The organism is Stenotrophomonas sp. STEN225, from assembly GCF_056756445.1.
Genome location: NZ_JBRRBV010000008.1, coordinates 109315 through 129135 on the forward strand (window position 1 = coordinate 109315; position 19821 = coordinate 129135).

Genomic DNA, 19821 nt, shown 5'->3' on the forward strand with positions numbered 1-19821 from the left:
CGGGCCACGCCCGGCGGCTCCTCACGGTGCGATGGTCTTCAACCGCAGTACCGGCAACCCGGTTTCGCCGTGCACATCCTCGCGTTGCGGCAGGTCCTGCACGGCGTCCTTCACCGCGTTCAAGGCTGGATCCACGCCGCGCAGCGGATGCCACATGCCGATCCACTGGAAGTGGCGCTCGTAGCGCAGGGTCTGTGCGCTGCCCAGCCAAAGTGGCGTGTCGCCCGGCTGCAGCTGCACGGCGGCCGGCCACAGGCGCAGCACGTAGCGCTCGTCCGGACGCGCCCCCTGGCGCACCATCAGCAATGCTTCCACGCGCGTGTCCAGCGTTGCCGGCAAGACCGGCAGCTGCTCCGCACCGGTGTCCTTGTCCAGCATCAGCAATGCTTCCTGCCAGCCGGCCTGCTCCTGCAGCGTCCAGCCACGTGCCTCCAGCTGTGCCTGCAACGGGGCCAGGGGACCGGCGACCTGCACATCGAGCGGCCAGCGCTGGTCATCGTCGAACTCGTTGCGGCGCGCCGGCAGCGCGGACCAGTCGTGCTGCCACCACGCCTGCATATCCATCGCCTGCGCGGCGGGCAGGGACGGCTCGAAACGTTCCAGCTTCACCGCGATGTTGCGAGGCGCATACCACATCGCGGCAACGGCGAAGACGCCGTAGAAAAGCCAGGCGACCGGTTTGACCCAGAACGACCGGTTGAACCGGCGGCGGTAAGCAATGCCCAGCACCAGCAGCCAGAACGTGCCGAACAGCATGCCGCCGATCACATCGCTCAGCCAGTGTGCGCCCAGATACAGGCGCGAGAAGCCGATCAGGCTGACCACGATGCCCGATACGAGGTACGGCCAGACGCGGGTGCGGCCGGGCATCTCGCGCGCGATCAGGACCGCGAAGAAGCCGAAGGTGATGGTGGCCATGGTCACCGATACCGACGGGAAGCCGAAGCCGCTGCTGGCGTCGACCGGGCGGACCACATCCACGGTCGCGCCGAGCAGCAGCGTCAGGGCCAGGCCGAAGGCGAGCGCGGCCAGCCAGTGCGCCGCAGCCATCCAGCGCCGGCGCCAGATCAGGTAGCCCATCGCCGCGGCGGTGGCCGGCAGCAGTACCGGCCATGCGCCGAGCGAGGCCAGCGCCGCCATCGGGTAGTCGGCCAGCGGGTTGCGCAGCGCCAGCATGGCCTGGTGCACCAGCAGATCGACCGCAAGCGGTTCACCGTGCGCGACCACCAGGGTGAGCAGTGCGAACCAGCCCCAGCCGAGCAGCAGCAGCATCAGTGCCAGCATCGCCAACGGCACCGACTCGCGCCGCTTCGGGTCGAGCACGCCGACCGTGTAACGGCCCAGAGTCGGATGGCGGTTGGACCAGTCGAGCAGGCGCGACAGCCAATGATCCATGCGCGCGGCGGACCAGCGGTAGCCGTACAGCACGATCGCCCAGACCAGGCTGAGGATCACCGCGAGCAGGCCGACCACCACCACCAGGCGACCTGCCACGGCCGCGACCGCGTCATAGGCTTCGCCCAGGATCCAGCCTGGCGCCAGGAACAGCACGGCCCAGGAAATGCTGGCGATGCCGCTGGCCTGCATGTAGCGGCTGGCGGGCATGTTCATCATGCCGGCGATGGCGGGGACGAACGGCCGGATCGCGCCGACGTAGCGGGCCACAAGAATGCTCTTGAAGGCATTGCGGCGGAACAGGTTCTCGCCACGGTCCAGCAGTTGCGGGTAGCGGCTGAACGGCCACACGCCGCGCAGGCGATCGCCCCAGCGGCGGCCGATCCAGTAGCTGATGCCGTCGCCCGCGAATGCACCCAGCGCTGCCGCAGCGACCGCGTACGGCCCGGAGATCTGGCCAAGGCCGATGAACACGCCCACGGCGAACAGCAGGGGCAGTGCGGGCACGATGGCGCCGAGAATGATGACCGCATCGCAGAACGCGATCAGAAAAATGACCGCGCCCGCCAGCACGGGATGAGCGGCAATCCACGCAAGGGTGGCGTCGATCCATGAAGAGTCCATTGCCCGATTATAAGGGCGTGAAGGTGACTGGTTCCCAGCCGCTTGCCGACCGTTTGCCACCGTCGGCATCGCCTAGAATGGCGCCATGCCGCATTCGCCAGACGTCCCACCACATGCATTGAAGGCCGACAGCTTCGGCCGCATCCTTCGTATGGAGGGCCCCGACGGGCCGTTCGTGCGCCGCGATCTGGGGGCGACGCCGCTGTGGCTGCGCCTGCCGGCGTGGTGGCTGGCGCGGCGCGAAGCACGCGCGCTGCGCCATATCCACGGCATGGCCGATGTCCCGCAGCTGATCGATTGGGATGGCCGCCACCTGGATCGCAGTTTCATGGCCGGCGATGCCATGTACCAGCGCCCGCCGCGCGGCGACCTCGCCTGGTTCCGCGCCGCGCGGCGCCTGCTGCAGCAGTTGCACCGGCGCGGCGTCGCCCACAACGACCTGGCCAAGGAGGCCAACTGGCTGGTCACCGACGATGGTCGTCCGGCGCTGATCGACTTCCAGCTGGCGGTGATCGGCAATCCGCGCTCGCGCTGGATGCGCCTGCTGGCCCGCGAGGATCTGCGCCATCTGCTCAAGCACAAACGCATGTATTGCCGCGAGTCATTGACGCCGGTGGAGAAGCGCGTGCTCAAGCGCACGTCGTGGGTACGCGAACTGTGGTTCGCCACCGGCAAGCCGGTCTACCGCTTCGTCACACGGCGCATCCTGCACTGGGAAGACAACGAAGGGCAGGGGCCGAAGCCGTGAGACGGTGGAACGTAGTGACCACGCTGCCGAGCGCGGCCAGCGTCCTGCATCCGCAGCTGGCGGGTGCGGGTTTCGTGCATGCCTGCCGCGTCGCCACCCATCGACAGGGGCGCAGTGCACTGCAGGCCTATCGCGACATGGCAGCGACGGTCCCCGCGTGGTTTGACGGGCTGATGGCGCTGCGCAACCAGGGCATGCGCCTGCTCGGGATGAAGGATCTGGGTTCGCTGCGTGCGGTGCAGGCTGCGCAGCATCCGAGTCCCGGGCAGCGGCTCGGCATTTTCACCCTGCAGTCGCTGCACGATGATGCCATCGTGCTGGAGGATGACGACCGGCACCTGCACGTGCAGCTGGCGCTGCAGTGGCAGGGTGACACGCTGGAAGTGGCGACGGTGGTGCATACGCACAACGCGTTCGGGCGCCTGTACATGCTGCCGGTGGACCCGATGCACCGGCTGATCGTGCCGCATCTGCTGCGCAGGCAGGTACGCGCGTACGGGTAGGCCGGGCCCGGCGGCACCCGGCGCCACCGGAGCGCTAGGGCGTTGCCGGCACCAGCTGCTGGCCAATGAAGTTCCGCTTGGCATCGAAGTCATAGCCGATCTGCAGCTGCCCCACATCCGGGCAGGCATGGCAGTCGCGCAGCGGCGTGCGGTACAGCAGGCGGATGCCGCCGCCTTCCAGTGGTGCGGTGCCTGCGGCCTGCGCCGGTGCGAACGGCGTCGCCTGCGGGTTGGCCTTCAGCACTGCCTGCACAGTCGGGTCGGCGCGCAGCGCATCGTCCAGCTGCACCGCATCGACATCGATGCGCTTGCCGCCTGCATCCACCAGACGCGTGCCTTGGTTGGTGTTGGCGCGGAAGGGATATTCAACCGTGGCCACGCCCAGTCCGTCATGCTCATGCCACGCGCTGACATAGGCCAGTTCGCCGCCGGTGGAAAGCTGCTCGGCGGCCGTGATTGCATCCGAGCTGGCGCCGCCGCTGCGCATCGCATCGCGCAGGCAGTCGCGCGTCGCCGCATCGCCTCCCTGACGGCAGGCGTTGAGATCGCCGTCCCACACCACCGCCTCGCTCCAGCGCATCCGGCCATCGGTCGCTGCCTTCTCCGCGCTGGGGGTGTCCGTGGCGACAGGTTCCTTGCCGGGCTCGGGCGAGCTGCCCTGGCAGGCGGTCATCAGGGCGAGTGCGAGGGCAGGCAGCAGCAGACGGGAACGGCGCATGGCGTGGACCTCGTGCGTTGACTGGAGGCCCGAGTATCGTCAAGACCGGGTGAACTCCGCGTCGGCGCGGCATACTAGCCGCTCATTGCATACGCTGGAGTCTGGAACGTGGGCAGTCTGCAGGGCAAGACCCTTTTCATCACCGGTGCCTCGCGTGGCATCGGCCTGGCAATCGCGCTGCGTGCCGCGCGCGATGGTGCCAACGTGGCCATCGCGGCAAAGTCATCGGTGCCGAACCCGAAGTTGCCGGGCACCATCCACAGCGCTGCCGATGCGGTGAATGCGGCCGGCGGCCAGGGCCTGGCGTTGAAATGCGACATCCGCGAGGAAGAGCAGGTGCAGGCGGCCGTCGCCGCTACGGTCGATACCTTCGGGGGCATCGACATCCTGGTCAACAATGCCAGCGCGATCTGGCTGCGCGGCACGCTGGAGACACCGATGAAGCGCTTCGACCTGATGCAGCAGGTCAATGCGCGTGGCAGTTTCCTGTGCGCACAGGCCTGCCTGCCGTACCTGCGGCAGGCCCCGAATCCACACATCCTCACCCTGGCGCCGCCGCCGAGCCTGGAACCGAAGTGGTGGGGCGCGCATACCGGCTACACGCTGGCGAAGATGGGCATGAGCTTCGTCACCCTCGGTCTTGCCGCCGAGTTCGGGCCGCAGGGCGTGGCGGTCAATGCGCTGTGGCCGCGCACGGTGATCGCCACCGACGCCATCAACATGATCCCCGGCGTTGACGCGGCGGGATGCCGCACGCCGCAGATCATGGCCGATGCCGCGCATGCAGTGCTGGTACGCGAAGCCGCGGGTTTCCACGGCCAGTTCCTGATCGATGACGAGGTGCTGGCACAGGCCGGCATCACCGACCTGTCCGGCTACGCGGTGGATCCGTCGCGGCCGCTGGTGCCGGATCTGTTCCTCGACTGATCCGATGCGAGTGTCATGATCGGCCAACTGCGATAGAATTCGCGGCTGTAATCGTTTTCAACAAGGATGTGCGTAGATGCTCCGTCGTACCACTGCAGCGCTGCTCGCTGCGTCGTTGTCGCTTGCCCTGGTCGCCTGTGGTGGCAAGCCGTCCACTTCGCCCGGCACGTCCGACAAGACCGATGCCGCGCCTACGCAGGATGCCCAGCAGCAGCTGACCTCCAAGCTCAACGCCTATATCGGCTGCTTCAACGCGGTCGATTCCGAGGTGCATGGCAGCGCCCGCGCCTACACGGGCTGGATCAAGGATCTGGAGGCCGGTCCGAGCGGACGCGAGACCCGTGTGTACGGACCGAGCGAGATCGACGACTACGACATGAAGCAGTGCGACGCACCGATCACCGAGGCGATCGCGGCCCAGCCCGCGCTGCCGGAACTCGATGCGGCGGCTGGCCGCTACCTGCAGGCGTTGAAGGCACTGGTGCCGGTCAGCCATGAGGCACACGACTACTACGAGCGCCAGGATTACGAGGACGACCAGTTCGCCAAGGGCAAGCAGCTGCACGCGCCGCTGATGGCGGCGTTCAAGGCCTTCGCCGGCGCCAGCGAAACGTTCAACGTTGAACTGGAACGCCAGAACGATGCTGCCCAGCGCGAGCACCTCAAGGCGCTGGAACAGGCCGAGGGCCGCACCCGCGAGTACTACCGGCTGGCGATGATGCTGGAAGCGAAAGCGATCATGGACCTGATGGGCGACGACGATTTCGATCCGGCGCAGGCCGATGAACTGCTGCAAGCCTTCAATCGCATTTCCGACGAAGCACATGCCAAGGTGGCCGATCAGGAGCCGGGCAAGCTGGACTGGAACAGCTTCGAGCGCGAAGCCGAGAACTTCCGTCGCGAGGGCAAGGAGCGCCTGCAGCGGGTCAGCAGCAAGACCCCGTACAACGACTTTGAGCGGCGCATGCTGGATTCGCCGTCGATGGCCCCGCGGGGTTCGGCCGGGCGACTGCTGCATGTCTACAACGCGCTGGTGTTCCAGAGCAACCGGCAGTAGATCCGGGTGAGAGTCCAGTGTGCCGACGCACTGGTCAGTGCCAGCAATCAGATGCGCTGAGGCGGGAGCGGCGGCAGGCCGCTCACCGCCCCGCGCAGGTACGGGTCAGCGGTTGAAGGCTTCCGGCAGCGCGTTGCCGCAGGCCCGGCAGTGGCGTGCATCCGGTTCGTGGCCTTCCAGCCCGCAGTGCGGGCAACCCCGGGCATCGCGGCGTGCCGCCAGCTCGGCCTCGCGCATGGTGCTGGCCAGTTCAGCGGTGTAGATGCCGGTGGGCACGGCAATGATGCTGTAGCCGATCAGGATCAGCACGGATGTGACGAAGCGGCCGAGCACGGTCTGCGGCACGATGTCGCCGAAGCCGACCGTGGCCATGGTCACCACCGCCCAGTACATGCTGGCAGGAATGTTGCTGAAGCCGTTCTCCGGTCCTTCGATCACGTACATCAGCGCGCCGGCGATGATGGTGATGGTGATCACCGTGAACAGGAACACCAGGATCTTCCGCCGGCTGCGCCACAGTGACTGCATCAGCACGCCGCTTTCCTCGATGTAGCGGGTCAGCTTGAGGATGCGGAACACGCGCAGAATGCGCAGTGCGCGCACCACCAGCAGGCTCTGCGCGCCGGGGATGAACATCGACAGGTACGCGGGCAGGATCGACAGCAGGTCGATGATGCCCCACACGCTCACGGCATAGCGCAGCGGGCGCTTGACCACCGCCAGCCGCAGCAGGTACTCGGCGGTGAAGATGAGGGTGAAGCCCCACTCGAGCACGTACAGGCTGGTGGACCACTCGGCGTGCAGGTGCTGCACGCTGTCGATCATCACCACCAGGATGCTGGCGATGATGGTCACCACCAGCAGCAGGTCGAAATTGCGCGAGGGCCGGGTATCGTGCCGGTAGATGATGTCGAACCACTGGCGGCGCCAGCCGGTTTCGGTGGCGGGGTTCAGCTGGGGGGCGGAGAACGGTCGCATGGGCGCATTGTGCCGCAGGGGTTCCGGCGCGAGAATGGGCATTCCTGAATCCTGCCGACTGCCATGACCTCCGCGACCGACCCGCTGATCTCCCTTTCGCACTACTACCTGCCGGTCTACAAGCCTCGCCAGGTGGTGCTGGAGCGTGGCCAGGGCGCCCGCGTGTGGGACAGCCAGGGCCGTGAGTTCATCGATCTGGCGGCCGGCATCGCCGTGTGCGGCCTGGGCCACAACGACCCGGATCTGGTGGCGGCACTGGTCGAGCAGGCCGGCAAGCTCTGGCACACCAGCAATGTGTTCTACAGCGCACCGCCGCTGCACCTGGCGGAAGAGCTGGTGAAGGCCAGCCGCTTCGCCGAGCGCGTGTTCCTGTGCAATTCCGGCGCCGAAGCCAATGAAGTGGCGATCAAGATGGTGCGCAAGTGGGCCTCCAGCCAGGGGCGGCCGGCTGACAAGCGGGTGATCATCACGTTCCGCGGCAGCTTCCACGGCCGCACCATGGGCGCGGTGACCGCCACCGCCCAGCCGAAGTACCAGGAAGGCTATGAGCCGCTGCCCGGTGGCTTCCGCTACATCGACTTCAACGACGAAGTGCAGCTGGAAACGGCGATGGCCGCGGGCGACGTGGCGGCGGTGATGCTGGAGCCGGTGCAGGGCGAGGGTGGCGTGATGCCGGCCAAGTCCGGTTTCCTCAAGCGCGTGCGCGAGCTGTGCGACCAGCACGGCGCGCTGCTGGTGCTGGATGAGATCCAGGCGGGCATGGGCCGTACCGGCACGCTGTTCGCGCACTGGCAGGATGACGTGGTGCCGGACATGGTCACCCTGGCCAAGGCGCTGGGAGGCGGCTTCCCGATCGGCGCGATGCTGGCCGGCCCGAAGGTCGCCGAGACCATGCAGTTCGGTGCGCACGGCACCACCTTCGGTGGCAATCCGCTGGCTGCTGCCGTCGCCCGCGTAGCGCTGCGCAAACTGTCCTCGCCTGAGATCGCCGCCAATGTCAGCCGCCAGTCGAAGGCGCTGCGCGATGGTTTCGCCCGCATCAGCGAGGAATTCGGCGTGTTCAGTGGCGTACGCGGTCGCGGCCTGATGCTGGGCGCGGTCCTGGCCAAGGACTTCGCCGGGCAGGCCGGTGCCATCCTCGATCACGCGGCCGAACACGGCCTGCTGACCCTGCAGGCCGGTCCGGACGTGCTGCGTTTCGTGCCGTCGTTGAACATCACCGACGAAGAAGTGGCCGAAGGCCTGAAGCGCCTGCGTGCCGCTGTTGCGGCGTTCGTCGCCGCACGCTGAAGCCTTGGCGCTGACCCCGTTGCCGCGGAATCGCTGTAGAGCCGAGCCCATGCTCGGCTCATCTCCACGTCAGGCAACAGCAGCCGAGCATGGGCTCGGCTCTACAGCGGTCACGTGATCCGGTAGCGCTTCAACACCTTGCCCAGCCCACGGCCATCGTGCACCGTTTCCGCGTGCAGCCCAGCGGCGCGTGCGCCGCGCACGTTGGCGAACAGGTCATCGACGAACAGCGTGTGCGCAGGCGCTGCATCAAGCATCTCCAGCGTGCGCAGGAACACCTCCGGCGCCGGTTTGCGCAGGCCGAAATCGGCGCTGCAGAACACGCGACCCAGCAGGGCAGGGAACAGCTCCGGCAGCAGGGAAGGCAACGCCTGCTTCATCAGCGCGCCATTGTTGGTCAGCACCGCCATCGGCAGCTGCAGGGCCCGCAGCCGTTGCAGGACTGCGCGCTGCGGATGGCTCGCGGCTTGCCGCGCTGCCGTCCAGGTGTCCACGTCGATGGTCCTGTGCAGAAGCTCTCCCAATCGCGCCAGATAGGCAGGGCCGCCCAGCAAGCCATTGTCATGCGCGGCTTCCAGCCCGCTGTCGTACAACGCGGCCTGCACGGCCTGCGTCGGAACCCCCAGCGCCTTCGCCAGATGCAGCACGCGTTGCGCGCGCTGGTAATGCACCAGCACGCCGTCTACATCCAGCAGCAACAGGTCGATCCGCATCGGCCGAGCATGCCATTGCGGCAAGTGTGCGGGAAACCCTGGAGTGGGCATGCGACAGACGGTCGCAGACGCGGCCACAGGGGGCTGCCTAGAATGGCGCTTGAATCCGCAGGAGAGGCAACGATGAAGGCTTGGATGGTGGCAGTGGGACTGGGCGCGCTGATGCTGGCGCCGTCGGCGATGGCGCGGGTGTGTGCGGTAAGCATCGACAGCACCGACCAGATGAGCTTCAGCAGCCGCGAGATCAAGGTCGCCGCCGACTGCACCGCCGTGGATCTGACGCTGCGCCACACCGGCAAGTTGGCCGCCACTGCCATGGGCCACAACTGGGTGCTGACCCGCAGTGCCGATTACCAGCCGGTGGCGATGGCGGGCATGCGCATGACCCTGGCCGACAGCTACCTGCCGAAGGCCGACAAGCGCGTGTTGGCGCACACCAAGGTGATCGGCGGCGGCGAGACCACGCGCGTGCGCTTCTCTACCCAGGGCCTGCAGAAGGGCGGTGACTACACCTTCTTCTGCTCGTTCCCCGGCCACTTCGCGATGATGAAGGGCACGTTCGTCTTTGGTTGATGCCGTTTGCAGCGTCGCACCATGCTCGACTGCTCTTTTCCGCGCTGCGTACGATGAGCCGGGCATGGCTCGGCTCTACACGTTGCAGTAGATCCACGCCAGGCGTGGATACGGTGCAAGGCAGTGCCAACCAAGGTTGGCACCTGCCATGGGCAGGGCTCAGCCCTTGGCGGCCTTGAACGCCACGCGTGCAGCGGCCAGCGTCGCTTCGATCACCGCATCGTCGTGCGCACTGGACAGGAAGCCGGCCTCGTACGCCGACGGTGCCAGGAACACGCCCTGGTCCAGCATGGCGTGGAAGAAGCGGTTGAACGCCGGAATGTCACAGGCGGTGGCCTGCGCATAGGTCTCCACCTTCTCGCTGGTGAAGAACAGCCCGAACATCGCGCCGACCCGGGTCGTGGTCACGGCCACTCCGGCGTCTGCGGCCGCAGCTTCCAGGCCCTCGCACAGGCGTGCGGTGCGCTCGGCCAGGTCGGCGTGGAAGCCGGGCTGCTGGACCAGTTCCAGCATTGCCAGGCCGGCCGCCATCGCCACCGGATTGCCGCTGAGCGTGCCGGCCTGGTAGATCGGGCCGGCGGGGGCGATCTGCTGCATCAGGTCGCGGCGACCGCCATAGGCGCCCACCGGCATGCCGCCGCCGATGATCTTGCCGAAGGTGGTCAGGTCCGGCGTGATCCCGTAATGCGCCTGCGCGCCGCCGAGCGCCACGCGGAAGCCGGTCATCACTTCATCGAAGATCAGCAGTGCGCCGTGTTGCGTGCACAGCTCGCGCAGGTGCTGCAGGTAGCCGTCGCGCGGCGGGATGCAGTTGGCGTTGCCCACCACCGGTTCGATGATCAGGCCGGCGATCTCGCTGCCCCGTGCCTCGAACAGTGCGGTGGCGGCCTCGAAGTCGTTGTAGGGCAGGGTCAGGGTGAGTTCGCTCAGGCCTGCCGGAACGCCCGGTGAGGTGGGCACACCGAGGGTCAGCATGCCGCTGCCGGCCTTGACCAGGAACGAGTCGCCATGGCCGTGGTAACACCCTTCGAACTTGACGATGCGGTTGCGCCCGGTGGCACCGCGCGCCAGGCGGATCGCCGACAGGGTCGCTTCGGTGCCGGAGTTGACCATCCGCACCATCTCGCAGGACGGCACCAGGCGGGTGATGGTCTCGGCCATGGTCACTTCGGCGGCGCACGGCGCACCGAACGAGAGGCCCTGTTCAACGGCCTTCTTCACCGCCTGGCGTACGGCCGGATGATTGTGGCCGACGATCATCGGACCCCAGGAACCGACATAGTCGATGTAGCGGTTGCCGTCCACGTCGTACAGGTAGGCGCCATCGGCGCGCTCGACGAAGAAGGGCTCGCCGCCGACCGACTTGAACGCGCGGACCGGCGAATTGACGCCGCCCGGCAGCAAGTGCTGGGCACGGGAGAACAGGGCGTGGGACTGGTCGTGGTTCATCGGGTTTCCTGGGTGTTACCGGAACTGGGCGAGGTAGGCGCGCTGGGTGGCGACCGGGTCCGGTGCGGCGTAGATGCCGCTGACCACGGCCACCAGGTCGGCGCCGGCCTCGATGAGGGGACCGACATTGTCCGGCGTCAGGCCGCCGATCGCCACCCGCGGTACGCCCAGTGCGCCGCTCTGCCGCAGCAGATCGATGTGGGCACGGCTGGTGGTGATCTTGGTGGTGGTCGGAAAGAAGGCGCCGAAGGCCACATAGCTGGCGCCAGCGGCTGCGGCGGCCTCGGCGTTGGCCAGCTGGTCGTAGCAGGAGGCGCCGATGATGGCGTCGGCACCGAGCAGGGCGCGCGCGCTGGCGATGTCGCCGTCGGTACCGCCCAGATGCACGCCGGCTGCGCCCACGGCCCGGGCCAGTACCGGGTCATCATTGACGATCAGCGGCACGCCGTGCTCTGCGCACAGCGCCTGCAGTGCGGTGGCCTGTTCCAGCCGCAGCGCGTCGCTGGCGGTCTTGTTGCGGTACTGCAGCCAGGTGGCGCCGGCGGCCAGCAAGGGCGCGGTGCGGGCCAGCAGGCGTGCGGTGTCGGGCTCATCCGGGGTGATGAGGTAGACGCCACGGGGCGCCGGGGAAGCAGAGGTCATCGATGGCTACCGGTGAGTGGACCGCGATGGGACAATGGCGGCCCGTGAATTCAACCCCGATTATCCGATGAGCGACGCCACCCCCACCACCCTGCGTACCTGGATGTGCGTGGTCTGCGGCTTCCTTTACCACGAGGCCGACGGCCTGCCGGAAGAGGGCATTGCGCCGGGCACGCGCTGGGAAGACATTCCGGACACCTGGACCTGCCCGGACTGCGGCGTTACCAAGGCCGATTTCGAGATGGTCGAGGTCGATTGACGGACGTGGGGCGGGCCGCAGGTCCGCGCACCGACCGCCTCAATGCAGCCGTGGCATCGGCCCGCCCAGATCGATCAGCTTCTCGCGCAGCCACTGCGCGTCGCTGGCCTCGGGATTGCGCTTGAGGTACTGCCCCAGATCGTGCCGGGCTCCCGTCAGGTACTCCAGCTGCAGGTAGGCCAGGCCCCGGTCGCGCAGGGCGTCGTCCTGCTCCGGCGCCAGCTTCAGCAGGCGGTCGGCACTGCGCGCGGCACGGTCCCATTCACCGGCCTCGGCATACACGCCGTGCAGGTTGCGCAGCATCCGCATCAGGATCGCGCGGGACGGTGCCGGATCGAGAATCTGCGCCAGCACCTGGTCGTCGGGCATCTGCCCGCCCAGATGTGACTTTGCGCGCTCCCGCAGTTCGTCCACATCCAGCGGCCGACCGCCGTTGAACGGGTCCATCACCAGGACACCGTCATCCACCGGCAGGCGCACCAGGAAGTGGCCGGGGAAGGACACGCCGTCCAGCGGAATGCCCAGCCGCCGCGCGACCTCCATCTGTACCAGCGCCAGCGAGATCGGATTGCCGAGCCTGCGCTCGAATACCTGGTTGAGATAACTGTTGCGCGGATCGTAATACTCGTCGTGGTCGCCGCTGTAGCCCAGTTCGTCGAACAGGTGGCGATTGATCGCGGCCATTTTCAGCGGACTGCGCTCGATGCTGTCCACTTCGGCGCGAAGGTGGTCGACATGGCTCTGGATCAGCGCGTCGTAGGTGGACGGCTGCAGATCCGGATATTCATCGCGCGCGATCAGCAGCGCGGTCGGCAACAACGGCAGCGCCTCGTCTTCGAGGTCGGCCAGTGCATCCCAGTCGGGGAGTGTGATCCGGTCCGGCATGGTCACAGACTGGCGGCAATCGCAGACGGATTCAAGCGGTGTGGCGTGAAAAATCCAGGGGTCAGATCCCGTCCGCGTGCGAAAGGGATCCGACCCCGACCGGGGTGCCGGCCGGCCGCCGGGCCGCGTGGGCCTACTTCTCGATGCCCGGGCCGAAGGTCAGTTCGGTACCATCCTTCAGCTTGAGCTTCTCGGCCTGGCCGGCGTTGAGTTCCAGCACGTACCGGGCCGGGCCGCCGCTGGGATAGGGCGGGCACATGTCGCCGGCCGAGCAGGGCGGCACGTCGCGCTGCTGGCTCACCAGCCTGCGCTGGCTGTCGAAGTACAGGATGTCCAGCGCGATCTTGGTGTTCTTCATCCAGTACGCCTGCATTTCCTCGCGGTCATGGATGAACAGCATGCCGTGGTCAACGGGCATCTGGTCGCGGAACATCAGCCCGCGTGCGCGGGTCTCATCATTGGTTGCCAGCTCCACGTGGTAGCGGGCGCCGTCCAGTTCGACCCAGTGACGGGCCGCATCGGTGGCACAGCCGGCCAGGGCCAGCAAGGGAAGCATCAGCAGCGAACGCAGCAGCGACATCGTCAGGATCCTTCGCGTGAGGGTCAGAGCACGACCGGCGGTTCGCCGCCGATGATCACCACGTCGGCACGGCGACGGGCAAACAGGCCGACGCAGACCACGCCCGGCAGCTGGTTGAGTTCGCGCTCGAGCTTTTCCGGATCGGTGATCTGCAGGTTGTGGATGTCCAGGATCTGGTTGCCGTTGTCGGTGACCACGCCCTCGCGCCAGGTCGGCTGGCCCCCGGTCATGTCGCGGATCTGCCGGGCCACCAGGCTGCGTGCCATCGGAATCACTTCCACCGGCAGCGGGAACCTGCCCAGCACCGGGACCTGCTTGCTCGGGTCGACGATGCAGACGAAGCGCTCGCTGGCCTCGGCAATGATCTTCTCGCGGGTCAGTGCAGCGCCACCGCCCTTGATCAGGCACTTGCCGGGATCGCACTCGTCGGCGCCGTCGACGTACAGCGACAGGTTGCCGGTGTGGTTCAGCTCGATCACCTCGATCCCGTGCTGCTTCAGGCGCGCGGTGCTCTGTTCCGAGCTGGACACCGCACCCTTGATGCGATGCTGGATGCGCGCCAGCGCATCGATGAAATAGGCGACGGTGGAACCGGTGCCGACACCGACGATCATGCCGTCTTCGACGTACTCGATGGCTTTCTCGGCGGCCAGGCGCTTGGCTTCGGACATGGGAGGAACTCTCAGCAGGGAATCAGGATTTCTTTTCCAGCGACAGCAGCAGCTTCCACTGCGCGGCGGTCACCGGGAACACCGACAGCCGGTTGCCCTTGGCAACCAGCGGGAAGCCCTCGCCGAGTGCTTCGGCGTGCAGCTTGATCTCGTCCAGCGCGATCACCTGGCTGAGCTTGCGGTCGAAGGCCACGTCCACCAGCATCCAGCGCGGGTTCTCGCGCGTGCTTTTCGGGTCGTGGTAGTCGGATTTCGGGTCGAACTGGGTATCGTCCGGGTAGGCCGGGCTGGCGACCGTGGCCAGGCCGACGATGCCGGGGACCTTGGTATTGGAGTGGTAGAACAGGATGCCGTCGCCGACCTGCATGCCATCGCGCATGAAGTTGCGCGCCTGGTAGTTGCGTACCCCGTTCCACGGCTCGACCTTGACCCGGGCCAGGTCATCGATGGAGAAGGCGTCCGGCTCGGACTTCATCAGCCAATAGCGCTTGCGGGCGGTCATGCGTTCACGGGGGCAGCGGAGGGGAACAGGGTGCCGGCTTCGGTGCAGATCGCATCCACCGGCACGTCCCACGACGCCACCGGCAAGGACTCGACCTGCTGCACCGCGAAGGCAGCACCGACCAGCCAGGGCGGCGCCGGCCGGTCGTGGCGGAAGGCGAAGCTGCGATCATACCAGCCGCCCCCCATGCCCAGCCGCCGGCACTGTGTGTCGAAACCCACCAGCGGGGTCACTACCAGCGCCATCTGCGCCGGTTCCAGCGTGTCTTCCACGGCCACGTCCGGTTCCGGAATGCCGTAGCGATTGCCGGTCAGGGGCTGACCGGGCCGCCAGGGCGCGAAGCGCAGCGTGTCGCCGGCCAGCACCGGCAGGCAGTAGGTGAGTCCATCGGGCAGCTGCAGCTGCCAGCGATGCAGCGCGATCTCACCGTCCAGCGCCCAATAGCCGGCAACGTGGCCGTGAAGCGGCGCAAACGGCAACGCCAGCAGCCCATCGGCAAGGGCATCGGCGGCGGCGATGCGCTCGCTGGCGGAAAGGTCACGGCGGCGTTGCCGCAGGTCGTGGCGCAGGGCCTGGCGCGGGTCGGTCATGGCAGCGTGCGGCAAGGAACAGCCGTCATTGTGCCGGAAAGAACAAGGGCGACGCCCGAAGACGCCGCCCTTGCTGGAATATTGCATTCTCCGCAATGTCGATGCATGCGAAACGACCTTGAACCCGGGGGCTCAAGTGGGAACGCTGGAGAACCATCGGGCTTCCCGCTACAAGGCGGACCTGCACTCCCGGCGCTGTCGCGCTCCCGGTGTCGTTCTTAAGGGACAAGGCGAATGTTTGCACATGCCGTCGAGTACCGCAGAGAACGCAGGGCCATTATAGCGGCCGGTCCTGATCTGGATAGGCCGTTCGTCGGCAACAGTCCGTGCCAATTCAGAAATGAGAAGACGCGTGTCGCGCGATCTGTCAGGGATTGCCGTCGATGGCGCGGTCCAGCCGCCGGTTCAGGTCGGCCAGCGTCTGCTGCAGGGCCACGGCCTGGCGGGCGTTCTCGTCACGCAACAGCTGCAGTTCATGGGCCAGATTCAGTGCCGCCAGGACCGCGATGCGGTCGACCGCCGCCATGCGGTTGCTGCCACGGATCTCGCGCATCCGTGCGTCGAGCAGGCGCGCGGCCGCCATCAGGCTGTCGCGTTCATCGGCACCCACGCCGACGGTGTACTCGCGGTCGAGGATGCGGACGCTGACCGGTTCGGCGCTCATGTGTGCTGCTCCAGGGATTTGAGCCGGCTGATCATCGCTTCCACCCGCGAGCGCGCCTGTTCGTTCTTGGCCAGCAGCGTCGAGCGCTCGGCCACCAGCTGTTCCTGCTGGTGGCGCAGGCTGCGGTTCTCTTCGGCCAGGCGCTGGTTGCGTTCAAGCAATGCTTCCACGCGGGCGGCGAAGTCCTGCAGCTGGGCAAGGGGATCGGCGGGTTCCATGCAGGCACGATAGGCAAGCCGGGTCAGGACGGTCAAGCGCTGTCGCAGCACGCCCGGATGGCCACGGGGAGGTCGCTATCGGGTTGCTACACTACAGGGCTCACGGGCGCGCGCGTACGCGCTCGGGGTTTCCTTCTCCGAACGAGCCGCACGATGACCGAACTTCCCTCCGTCGACGACGTTTCCCGCGCGAGCCAGGACCTGGGCCTGGGCGCCACCGCTGCCGAGCTGCATGGCGGCCTGTGCGGCTGGCTGGCCGCCGGTGGAGCTCCCGGCAACGACTGGCCGGCGCGTGTGCTGGCCGACGACAGCCTGCCGCCGGTGGCGGCCGACAGCGCCCTCGGGCAGTTGTTGCAGGCCACCATCAAGCAGCTGGAGGACCGCGATTTCGCGTTCGAGCTGCTGCTGAGCGACAGCGAGGACGTGGCTGCGCAGGCCGACGCCATGTTCAGCTGGACCCGCGCCTTCCTGGGTGGATTCGGACTGGGCAGTGGCGGCCGTCGTCCGGCCCTGTCCGAAGAGGGCGAAGAGGCGCTGACCGACATGGCCAGCCTGGCGCGTGCTTCCAGCGAGGATTTCGAGGCAGGTGGCGAGGACGACGATGAGGCGCTGTCGGAGATCGAGGAATTCATCCGCGTGGCGGTGCTGCTGCTGCACGGCGATGTGGTGCTGGCCGCGCGCCACCGGCAGCGCCTGAACTGATGGACATCAAGCAGCGCACCGGCATTGCGGCCGGCGAGTACAAGCGTCGTCGCCGGCAGCTGATGGACATGGCCGGCGAAGACGCCATCCTGGTGCTGCCCGCCGCGTCCGAGAAGGTGCGCAGCCTGGATACCCATTACCCGTACCGGCAGGATTCGGACTTCCAGTACCTGAGCGGCTTCCCGGAGCCGGAAGCCGTGCTGGTGCTGATTCCCGGGCGTCGTCACGGCGAGGCGATCCTGTTCTGCCGCGAACGCGATGCCGAGCGCGAGGCCTGGGACGGCAGCCGCGCCGGCCAGGAAGGCGCCGTGGCGCAGTTCGGCATGGACGATGCCTATCCGATCGACGATCTGGACGACATCCTTCCGGGCCTGCTGGAGGGACGCTCGCGCGTCTACTACCACTTCGGCCGTGACGCGGACTTCGACCTGAAGCTGATCGGCTGGGTCAACCGTGTCCGCTCCCAGGTGCGCCACGGTGCGCAGCCGCCGCACGAGTTCCTGGAGCTGGGCCACCTGCTGCATGAGCAGCGCCTGTTCAAGTCCGGCGCGGAGGTGGCGCTGATGCAGCACGCCGCCCAGATCAGCGTGCGTGCGCACCTGGCAGCGATGAAGGCGGCGAAGGCGGGCATCCATGAGTACGAACTGCAGGCCGAACTGGAGCGGGTGTTCCGTGCCAGCGATGCGGTGCCGGCGTACTGCAGCATCGTCGGCGCCGGCCGCAACGGGTGCATCCTGCACTATCGCGACAACAACGGGCGTGCGCGCGACGGCGAGCTGGTGCTGATCGATGCGGGTGCTGAGTACCGTGGCTACGCCAGCGACATCACCCGTACCTTCCCGGTGAACGGGCGCTTCAGCGCCGAGCAGCGCGCGCTGCATGATCTGGTCGGCCAGGCCCAGGCGGCGGCGCTGGCCCAGGCCCGGCCCGGCGTACCCTACGAAGCCGGCCACCTGGCGGCGGTGCAGACGCTGACCGAGGGCCTGCTGCGGCTCGGCCTGCTGAAGGGCACGCTGGAGAAGAATCTTTCCGAAGGCCTGTACCAGCGTTTCTACCGGCACAAGACCGGCCACTGGATCGGGCTGGATGTGCACGACGTGGGCGACTACCGCCTGGCCGGTGACTCGCGGCTGCTGGAGCCGGGCATGGCGTTCACCATCGAGCCGGGCCTGTACATCGGCGTGGACGATACGACGGTGGAGCCGCGCTGGCGTGGCATCGGCATCCGCACCGAGGACGATGTGCTGATCACCGACGATGGCCATCGCGTGCTGACCGAAGGGCTGGCGCGGAGTGCGGACGAGATCGAAGCGGTGATGGCGGGTTGAGGGTTGCCGGCAGGGCTTGCAGCCCTGCACCTGCTCAATGCAACGGCCAAAGCCAAAGCGGGCATTCCGAGGGATGGCGGGGCACTGTGGATTTGCGGGGACGCCGTGAACCCGTCCATGGGGGCTTGGTCGCGGCATCCATGCCGCTCACACCCCGCAAACCCACAGTGCCCCGCCTTCGACAGCTGGCCGGTGGCTGTTGGTAGGTGTCGACCTTGGTCGACACAGTGCGAGCGCAGCGAGCGACCCGCTTTTGCTTTTCTTTCTTCTTTTCCGTGGTTGGATGCGCGCAGAAGACTGTCAGAGGTGGGGCGGGGGGCATGCAGGGACGTACTTGCAGCGTCCCCTGCATGGCCTACCCGCCCCGCCAAGCGCGCATCACGCATGATGCCAGTCGACTAACAGTCGACCCTACCTGTGAGGCCAACCACGAGGGGCTCAGCCGTTGGCTGCCGCAAACTCCGGTCGCGTCAGGTTGTCCGCTTCGCCATCGGTGCACAGCACTTCGTCCTCGATGCGGATGCCGCCATACGGACGGAAGAAGTCCACGCGCTCCCAGTTGATCGCATCGCCATGGCCGGCGTCCTTGACCTCGTTCAACAGCATGTCGATGAAGTACAGGCCCGGCTCGATGGTCACCACCATCCCCGGTTCCAGCACGCGGGTCAGACGCAGGTAGGGATGACCCGCCGGACGTTCGATCCGGCCGCCTTCGTCGCTGGCGGCGAATCCGGCCACGTCATGCACCTGCAGGCCGATCAGATGGCCGATGCCGTGCGGGAAGAATGCGGCGCTGACGCCGGTTTCCAGCGCGGTCTGCGGCGATACCCTGATGACGCCGAAGTCCTTCAGAACGCCCATCAGCGACAGATGCGCGTCCACGTGCAGCGTCCTGTAATCAACGCCCGGGCGCACCGCCGCGCACATCTGCTGCTGGGCGGCATCGACGGCAGCGATCATCGCAGCGAATTCGTCGTGGCCGTGCGCCGCGTAGGTACGGGTGATGTCGCTGGCGTAGCCGTGCGCGCTGGCGCCGGCATCGATGAGGAAGCTGCGCAGCGGCTGCGGTGCCTTGCGGCCCAGTTCGGTGTAGTGCAGAACGGCGGCGTGCTCGTTCAACGCCACGATGTTGCCGTAGGGCAGTTCATTGGCGTCCTGGCCCACCGCCTGGCAGTACGCCATGTGGATGCTGAATTCGTCGGCATCGTTGCGGAACGCGGCTTCGGCGGCGCGATGGCCGCGCACGCCCAGCACCTGTGCCTGGCGCATCAGGGCGATCTCGTAGGGCGTCTTGCTGCCACGGTGCCATTCCAGGTAATTCACCACCGCCGGAGGATTGTTCGGCACGTGGCTGCCCAGGGCGCTCTGCGGCTCACCCAGGATCGCGCAGCGCGACGGATCGGCCGGCAGCAACGCCAGCGCTTCGTCCGGCGTGCGGATGATGTGGATGTCGAAGTGCTCCACCCACCAGCCGCTCGGCGCGTCCGGCACTACGTGCCAGTAATCGAACGGCTGATGGAAGATCACCACCGGCCGCTTGCCGGGCGTAAACACGATCCAGCTGTTGGGCACGCGCGTCAGCGGCAACCATGCCTTGAACTGCGGATTCACCGCATAGGGATAGTCGCGATCATCAAACACCTGGTAGTGCAGGGTGCCGCTGGGCACGACGAGGTGATCAAAGCCGCCGCGCGCCAGCGCCTGCTCGGCGCGTCGGCACAGCACGGCCAGGTGATCGGGATACAGGGCGCCGGGGTCTTGCTGGATCATTGCGGTGGCTCGACACGGAAACGGCCCTAGATTCT

Annotated in this window: 23 protein-coding genes and 1 other RNA gene; 9 read left to right on the top strand and 15 right to left on the bottom strand. The window is 67.3% G+C overall.

The features are described from left to right. Positions 1-21: 21 nt before the first annotated feature. On the bottom strand, positions 22-2019 hold the full coding sequence (locus ACVOJ1_RS10300; RefSeq protein ID WP_065175086.1) for a bifunctional DedA family/phosphatase PAP2 family protein: 1998 nt from the start codon (positions 2017-2019) through the stop codon (positions 22-24). Positions 2020-2104: 85 nt separating this feature from the next. Between ACVOJ1_RS10300 and ACVOJ1_RS10305 the strand changes: the two genes are divergently transcribed. Together ACVOJ1_RS10305 and ACVOJ1_RS10310 are read left to right on the top strand one after the other, a co-directional pair. Further along, entirely contained in the window at positions 2105-2767 is a 663-nt protein-coding gene (locus tag ACVOJ1_RS10305; protein ID WP_111186793.1) for a serine/threonine-protein kinase, read from the top strand. A gap of 14 nt (positions 2768-2781) precedes the next feature. Beyond that, complete coding sequence (locus ACVOJ1_RS10310) at positions 2782-3270, top strand: DUF2867 domain-containing protein (RefSeq protein WP_414487636.1); 489 nt, start codon at positions 2782-2784, stop codon at positions 3268-3270. Between the two features lie 34 nt (positions 3271-3304). Here ACVOJ1_RS10310 and ACVOJ1_RS10315 read toward each other — a convergent pair whose 3' ends face one another. Then, the gene (locus ACVOJ1_RS10315; RefSeq protein ID WP_111186792.1) at positions 3305-3988 is read right to left on the bottom strand and encodes a hypothetical protein; all 684 of its coding nucleotides are present in this window, start codon (positions 3986-3988) and stop codon (positions 3305-3307) included. A 108-nt stretch (positions 3989-4096) separates the two neighbouring features. On the opposite strand from ACVOJ1_RS10315, the gene ACVOJ1_RS10320 reads away from it, so the two are divergent. Beyond that, positions 4097-4915: an SDR family oxidoreductase gene (locus tag ACVOJ1_RS10320; RefSeq protein WP_065181697.1), complete on the top strand. Its 819-nt coding sequence runs from the start codon at positions 4097-4099 to the stop codon at positions 4913-4915. Between the two features lie 76 nt (positions 4916-4991). Further along, a complete protein-coding gene (locus ACVOJ1_RS10325; protein WP_346480376.1) occupies positions 4992-5972 on the top strand; it encodes a YiiG family protein in 981 nt (326 codons plus the stop codon). 105 nt (positions 5973-6077) lie between these two features. Here ACVOJ1_RS10325 and ACVOJ1_RS10330 read toward each other — a convergent pair whose 3' ends face one another. Then, positions 6078-6950, bottom strand: coding sequence for an ion transporter (locus ACVOJ1_RS10330; RefSeq protein WP_053519846.1), 873 nt, complete (start codon positions 6948-6950; stop codon positions 6078-6080). Between the two features lie 63 nt (positions 6951-7013). On the opposite strand from ACVOJ1_RS10330, the gene ACVOJ1_RS10335 reads away from it, so the two are divergent. After that, the gene (locus tag ACVOJ1_RS10335) at positions 7014-8240 is read left to right on the top strand and encodes an acetylornithine transaminase (protein ID WP_346480377.1); all 1227 of its coding nucleotides are present in this window, start codon (positions 7014-7016) and stop codon (positions 8238-8240) included. A 110-nt stretch (positions 8241-8350) separates the two neighbouring features. On the opposite strand, the gene ACVOJ1_RS10340 is transcribed toward ACVOJ1_RS10335, so the two are convergent. Further along, on the bottom strand, positions 8351-8953 hold the full coding sequence (locus ACVOJ1_RS10340) for an HAD-IA family hydrolase (protein WP_065181694.1): 603 nt from the start codon (positions 8951-8953) through the stop codon (positions 8351-8353). Between the two features lie 123 nt (positions 8954-9076). On the opposite strand from ACVOJ1_RS10340, the gene azu reads away from it, so the two are divergent. Next, positions 9077-9526, top strand: coding sequence for an azurin (gene azu, locus ACVOJ1_RS10345; protein ID WP_050509801.1), 450 nt, complete (start codon positions 9077-9079; stop codon positions 9524-9526). A 159-nt stretch (positions 9527-9685) separates the two neighbouring features. On the opposite strand, the gene hemL is transcribed toward azu, so the two are convergent. Further along, complete coding sequence (gene hemL, locus ACVOJ1_RS10350) at positions 9686-10975, bottom strand: glutamate-1-semialdehyde 2,1-aminomutase (protein WP_346480378.1); 1290 nt, start codon at positions 10973-10975, stop codon at positions 9686-9688. Positions 10976-10990: 15 nt separating this feature from the next. Beyond that, complete coding sequence (gene thiE / locus ACVOJ1_RS10355; RefSeq protein ID WP_197600574.1) at positions 10991-11617, bottom strand: thiamine phosphate synthase; 627 nt, start codon at positions 11615-11617, stop codon at positions 10991-10993. Between the two features lie 34 nt (positions 11618-11651). Here thiE and ACVOJ1_RS10360 point away from each other — a divergent pair, with 34 nt between their 5' ends. Continuing rightward, positions 11652-11876 (top strand): rubredoxin, encoded by a 225-nt coding sequence (locus ACVOJ1_RS10360; protein WP_053519835.1) that lies wholly within the window; start codon positions 11652-11654, stop codon positions 11874-11876. A gap of 39 nt (positions 11877-11915) precedes the next feature. On the opposite strand, the gene ACVOJ1_RS10365 is transcribed toward ACVOJ1_RS10360, so the two are convergent. From ACVOJ1_RS10365 to ACVOJ1_RS10400, 8 genes are all read right to left on the bottom strand, one after another. Further along, positions 11916-12761 carry a SirB1 family protein gene (locus tag ACVOJ1_RS10365; RefSeq protein ID WP_053519834.1) on the bottom strand — a complete coding sequence of 282 codons (846 nt, stop codon included), beginning with the start codon at positions 12759-12761 and terminating at the stop codon, positions 11916-11918. 133 nt (positions 12762-12894) lie between these two features. Then, positions 12895-13341, bottom strand: coding sequence for a DUF192 domain-containing protein (locus tag ACVOJ1_RS10370; RefSeq protein ID WP_053519833.1), 447 nt, complete (start codon positions 13339-13341; stop codon positions 12895-12897). 23 nt (positions 13342-13364) lie between these two features. Continuing rightward, the gene (gene rpiA / locus ACVOJ1_RS10375) at positions 13365-14012 is read right to left on the bottom strand and encodes a ribose-5-phosphate isomerase RpiA (protein ID WP_065175077.1); all 648 of its coding nucleotides are present in this window, start codon (positions 14010-14012) and stop codon (positions 13365-13367) included. 22 nt (positions 14013-14034) lie between these two features. Further along, complete coding sequence (locus tag ACVOJ1_RS10380; protein ID WP_346480379.1) at positions 14035-14514, bottom strand: EVE domain-containing protein; 480 nt, start codon at positions 14512-14514, stop codon at positions 14035-14037. After that, positions 14511-15104 (bottom strand): 5-formyltetrahydrofolate cyclo-ligase, encoded by a 594-nt coding sequence (locus tag ACVOJ1_RS10385; protein WP_053519830.1) that lies wholly within the window; start codon positions 15102-15104, stop codon positions 14511-14513. The genes ACVOJ1_RS10380 and ACVOJ1_RS10385 overlap by 4 nt, the downstream gene beginning before the upstream one ends. Before the next feature lie 83 nt (positions 15105-15187). Continuing rightward, a non-coding RNA gene (gene ssrS / locus ACVOJ1_RS10390) (6S RNA) lies at positions 15188-15373 on the bottom strand. A gap of 98 nt (positions 15374-15471) precedes the next feature. Continuing rightward, positions 15472-15768: a cell division protein ZapA gene (locus tag ACVOJ1_RS10395; protein ID WP_053519829.1), complete on the bottom strand. Its 297-nt coding sequence runs from the start codon at positions 15766-15768 to the stop codon at positions 15472-15474. Beyond that, positions 15765-15986 carry a TIGR02449 family protein gene (locus ACVOJ1_RS10400; protein ID WP_005410898.1) on the bottom strand — a complete coding sequence of 74 codons (222 nt, stop codon included), beginning with the start codon at positions 15984-15986 and terminating at the stop codon, positions 15765-15767. The genes ACVOJ1_RS10395 and ACVOJ1_RS10400 overlap by 4 nt, the downstream gene beginning before the upstream one ends. A 153-nt stretch (positions 15987-16139) precedes the next feature. Here ACVOJ1_RS10400 and ACVOJ1_RS10405 point away from each other — a divergent pair, with 153 nt between their 5' ends. Both ACVOJ1_RS10405 and ACVOJ1_RS10410 read left to right on the top strand, forming a co-directional pair. Then, on the top strand, positions 16140-16688 hold the full coding sequence (locus ACVOJ1_RS10405) for a UPF0149 family protein (RefSeq protein WP_053519828.1): 549 nt from the start codon (positions 16140-16142) through the stop codon (positions 16686-16688). A gap of 5 nt (positions 16689-16693) precedes the next feature. Next, positions 16694-18016, top strand: coding sequence for an aminopeptidase P N-terminal domain-containing protein (locus ACVOJ1_RS10410; RefSeq protein ID WP_111186809.1), 1323 nt, complete (start codon positions 16694-16696; stop codon positions 18014-18016). Positions 18017-18454: 438 nt separating this feature from the next. Here the strand turns inward: ACVOJ1_RS10410 and pepQ are convergent, their stop codons facing one another. After that, positions 18455-19786: a Xaa-Pro dipeptidase gene (gene pepQ, locus ACVOJ1_RS10415; protein WP_346480380.1), complete on the bottom strand. Its 1332-nt coding sequence runs from the start codon at positions 19784-19786 to the stop codon at positions 18455-18457. Positions 19787-19821 lie beyond the last annotated feature (35 nt).

Coding starts and splice junctions, on each gene's coding strand:
- ACVOJ1_RS10395 (WP_053519829.1), bottom strand. CDS start 15,768: ATGAGCGCCGAACCGGTCAGCGTCCGCATCCTCGACCGCGAGTACACC.
- ACVOJ1_RS10325 (WP_346480376.1), top strand. CDS start 4,992: ATGCTCCGTCGTACCACTGCAGCGCTGCTCGCTGCGTCGTTGTCGCTT.
- ACVOJ1_RS10330 (WP_053519846.1), bottom strand. CDS start 6,950: ATGCGACCGTTCTCCGCCCCCCAGCTGAACCCCGCCACCGAAACCGGC.
- thiE (WP_197600574.1), bottom strand. CDS start 11,617: ATGACCTCTGCTTCCCCGGCGCCCCGTGGCGTCTACCTCATCACCCCG.
- pepQ (WP_346480380.1), bottom strand. CDS start 19,786: ATGATCCAGCAAGACCCCGGCGCCCTGTATCCCGATCACCTGGCCGTG.
- ACVOJ1_RS10360 (WP_053519835.1), top strand. CDS start 11,652: ATGGCGGCCCGTGAATTCAACCCCGATTATCCGATGAGCGACGCCACC.
- ACVOJ1_RS10370 (WP_053519833.1), bottom strand. CDS start 13,341: ATGTCGCTGCTGCGTTCGCTGCTGATGCTTCCCTTGCTGGCCCTGGCC.
- azu (WP_050509801.1), top strand. CDS start 9,077: ATGAAGGCTTGGATGGTGGCAGTGGGACTGGGCGCGCTGATGCTGGCG.
- hemL (WP_346480378.1), bottom strand. CDS start 10,975: ATGAACCACGACCAGTCCCACGCCCTGTTCTCCCGTGCCCAGCACTTG.
- ACVOJ1_RS10405 (WP_053519828.1), top strand. CDS start 16,140: ATGACCGAACTTCCCTCCGTCGACGACGTTTCCCGCGCGAGCCAGGAC.
- ACVOJ1_RS10300 (WP_065175086.1), bottom strand. CDS start 2,019: ATGGACTCTTCATGGATCGACGCCACCCTTGCGTGGATTGCCGCTCAT.
- ACVOJ1_RS10400 (WP_005410898.1), bottom strand. CDS start 15,986: ATGGAACCCGCCGATCCCCTTGCCCAGCTGCAGGACTTCGCCGCCCGC.
- ACVOJ1_RS10335 (WP_346480377.1), top strand. CDS start 7,014: ATGACCTCCGCGACCGACCCGCTGATCTCCCTTTCGCACTACTACCTG.
- ACVOJ1_RS10340 (WP_065181694.1), bottom strand. CDS start 8,953: ATGCGGATCGACCTGTTGCTGCTGGATGTAGACGGCGTGCTGGTGCAT.
- ACVOJ1_RS10315 (WP_111186792.1), bottom strand. CDS start 3,988: ATGCGCCGTTCCCGTCTGCTGCTGCCTGCCCTCGCACTCGCCCTGATG.
- ACVOJ1_RS10385 (WP_053519830.1), bottom strand. CDS start 15,104: ATGACCGACCCGCGCCAGGCCCTGCGCCACGACCTGCGGCAACGCCGC.
- ACVOJ1_RS10305 (WP_111186793.1), top strand. CDS start 2,105: ATGCCGCATTCGCCAGACGTCCCACCACATGCATTGAAGGCCGACAGC.
- ACVOJ1_RS10365 (WP_053519834.1), bottom strand. CDS start 12,761: ATGCCGGACCGGATCACACTCCCCGACTGGGATGCACTGGCCGACCTC.
- ACVOJ1_RS10380 (WP_346480379.1), bottom strand. CDS start 14,514: ATGACCGCCCGCAAGCGCTATTGGCTGATGAAGTCCGAGCCGGACGCC.
- rpiA (WP_065175077.1), bottom strand. CDS start 14,012: ATGTCCGAAGCCAAGCGCCTGGCCGCCGAGAAAGCCATCGAGTACGTC.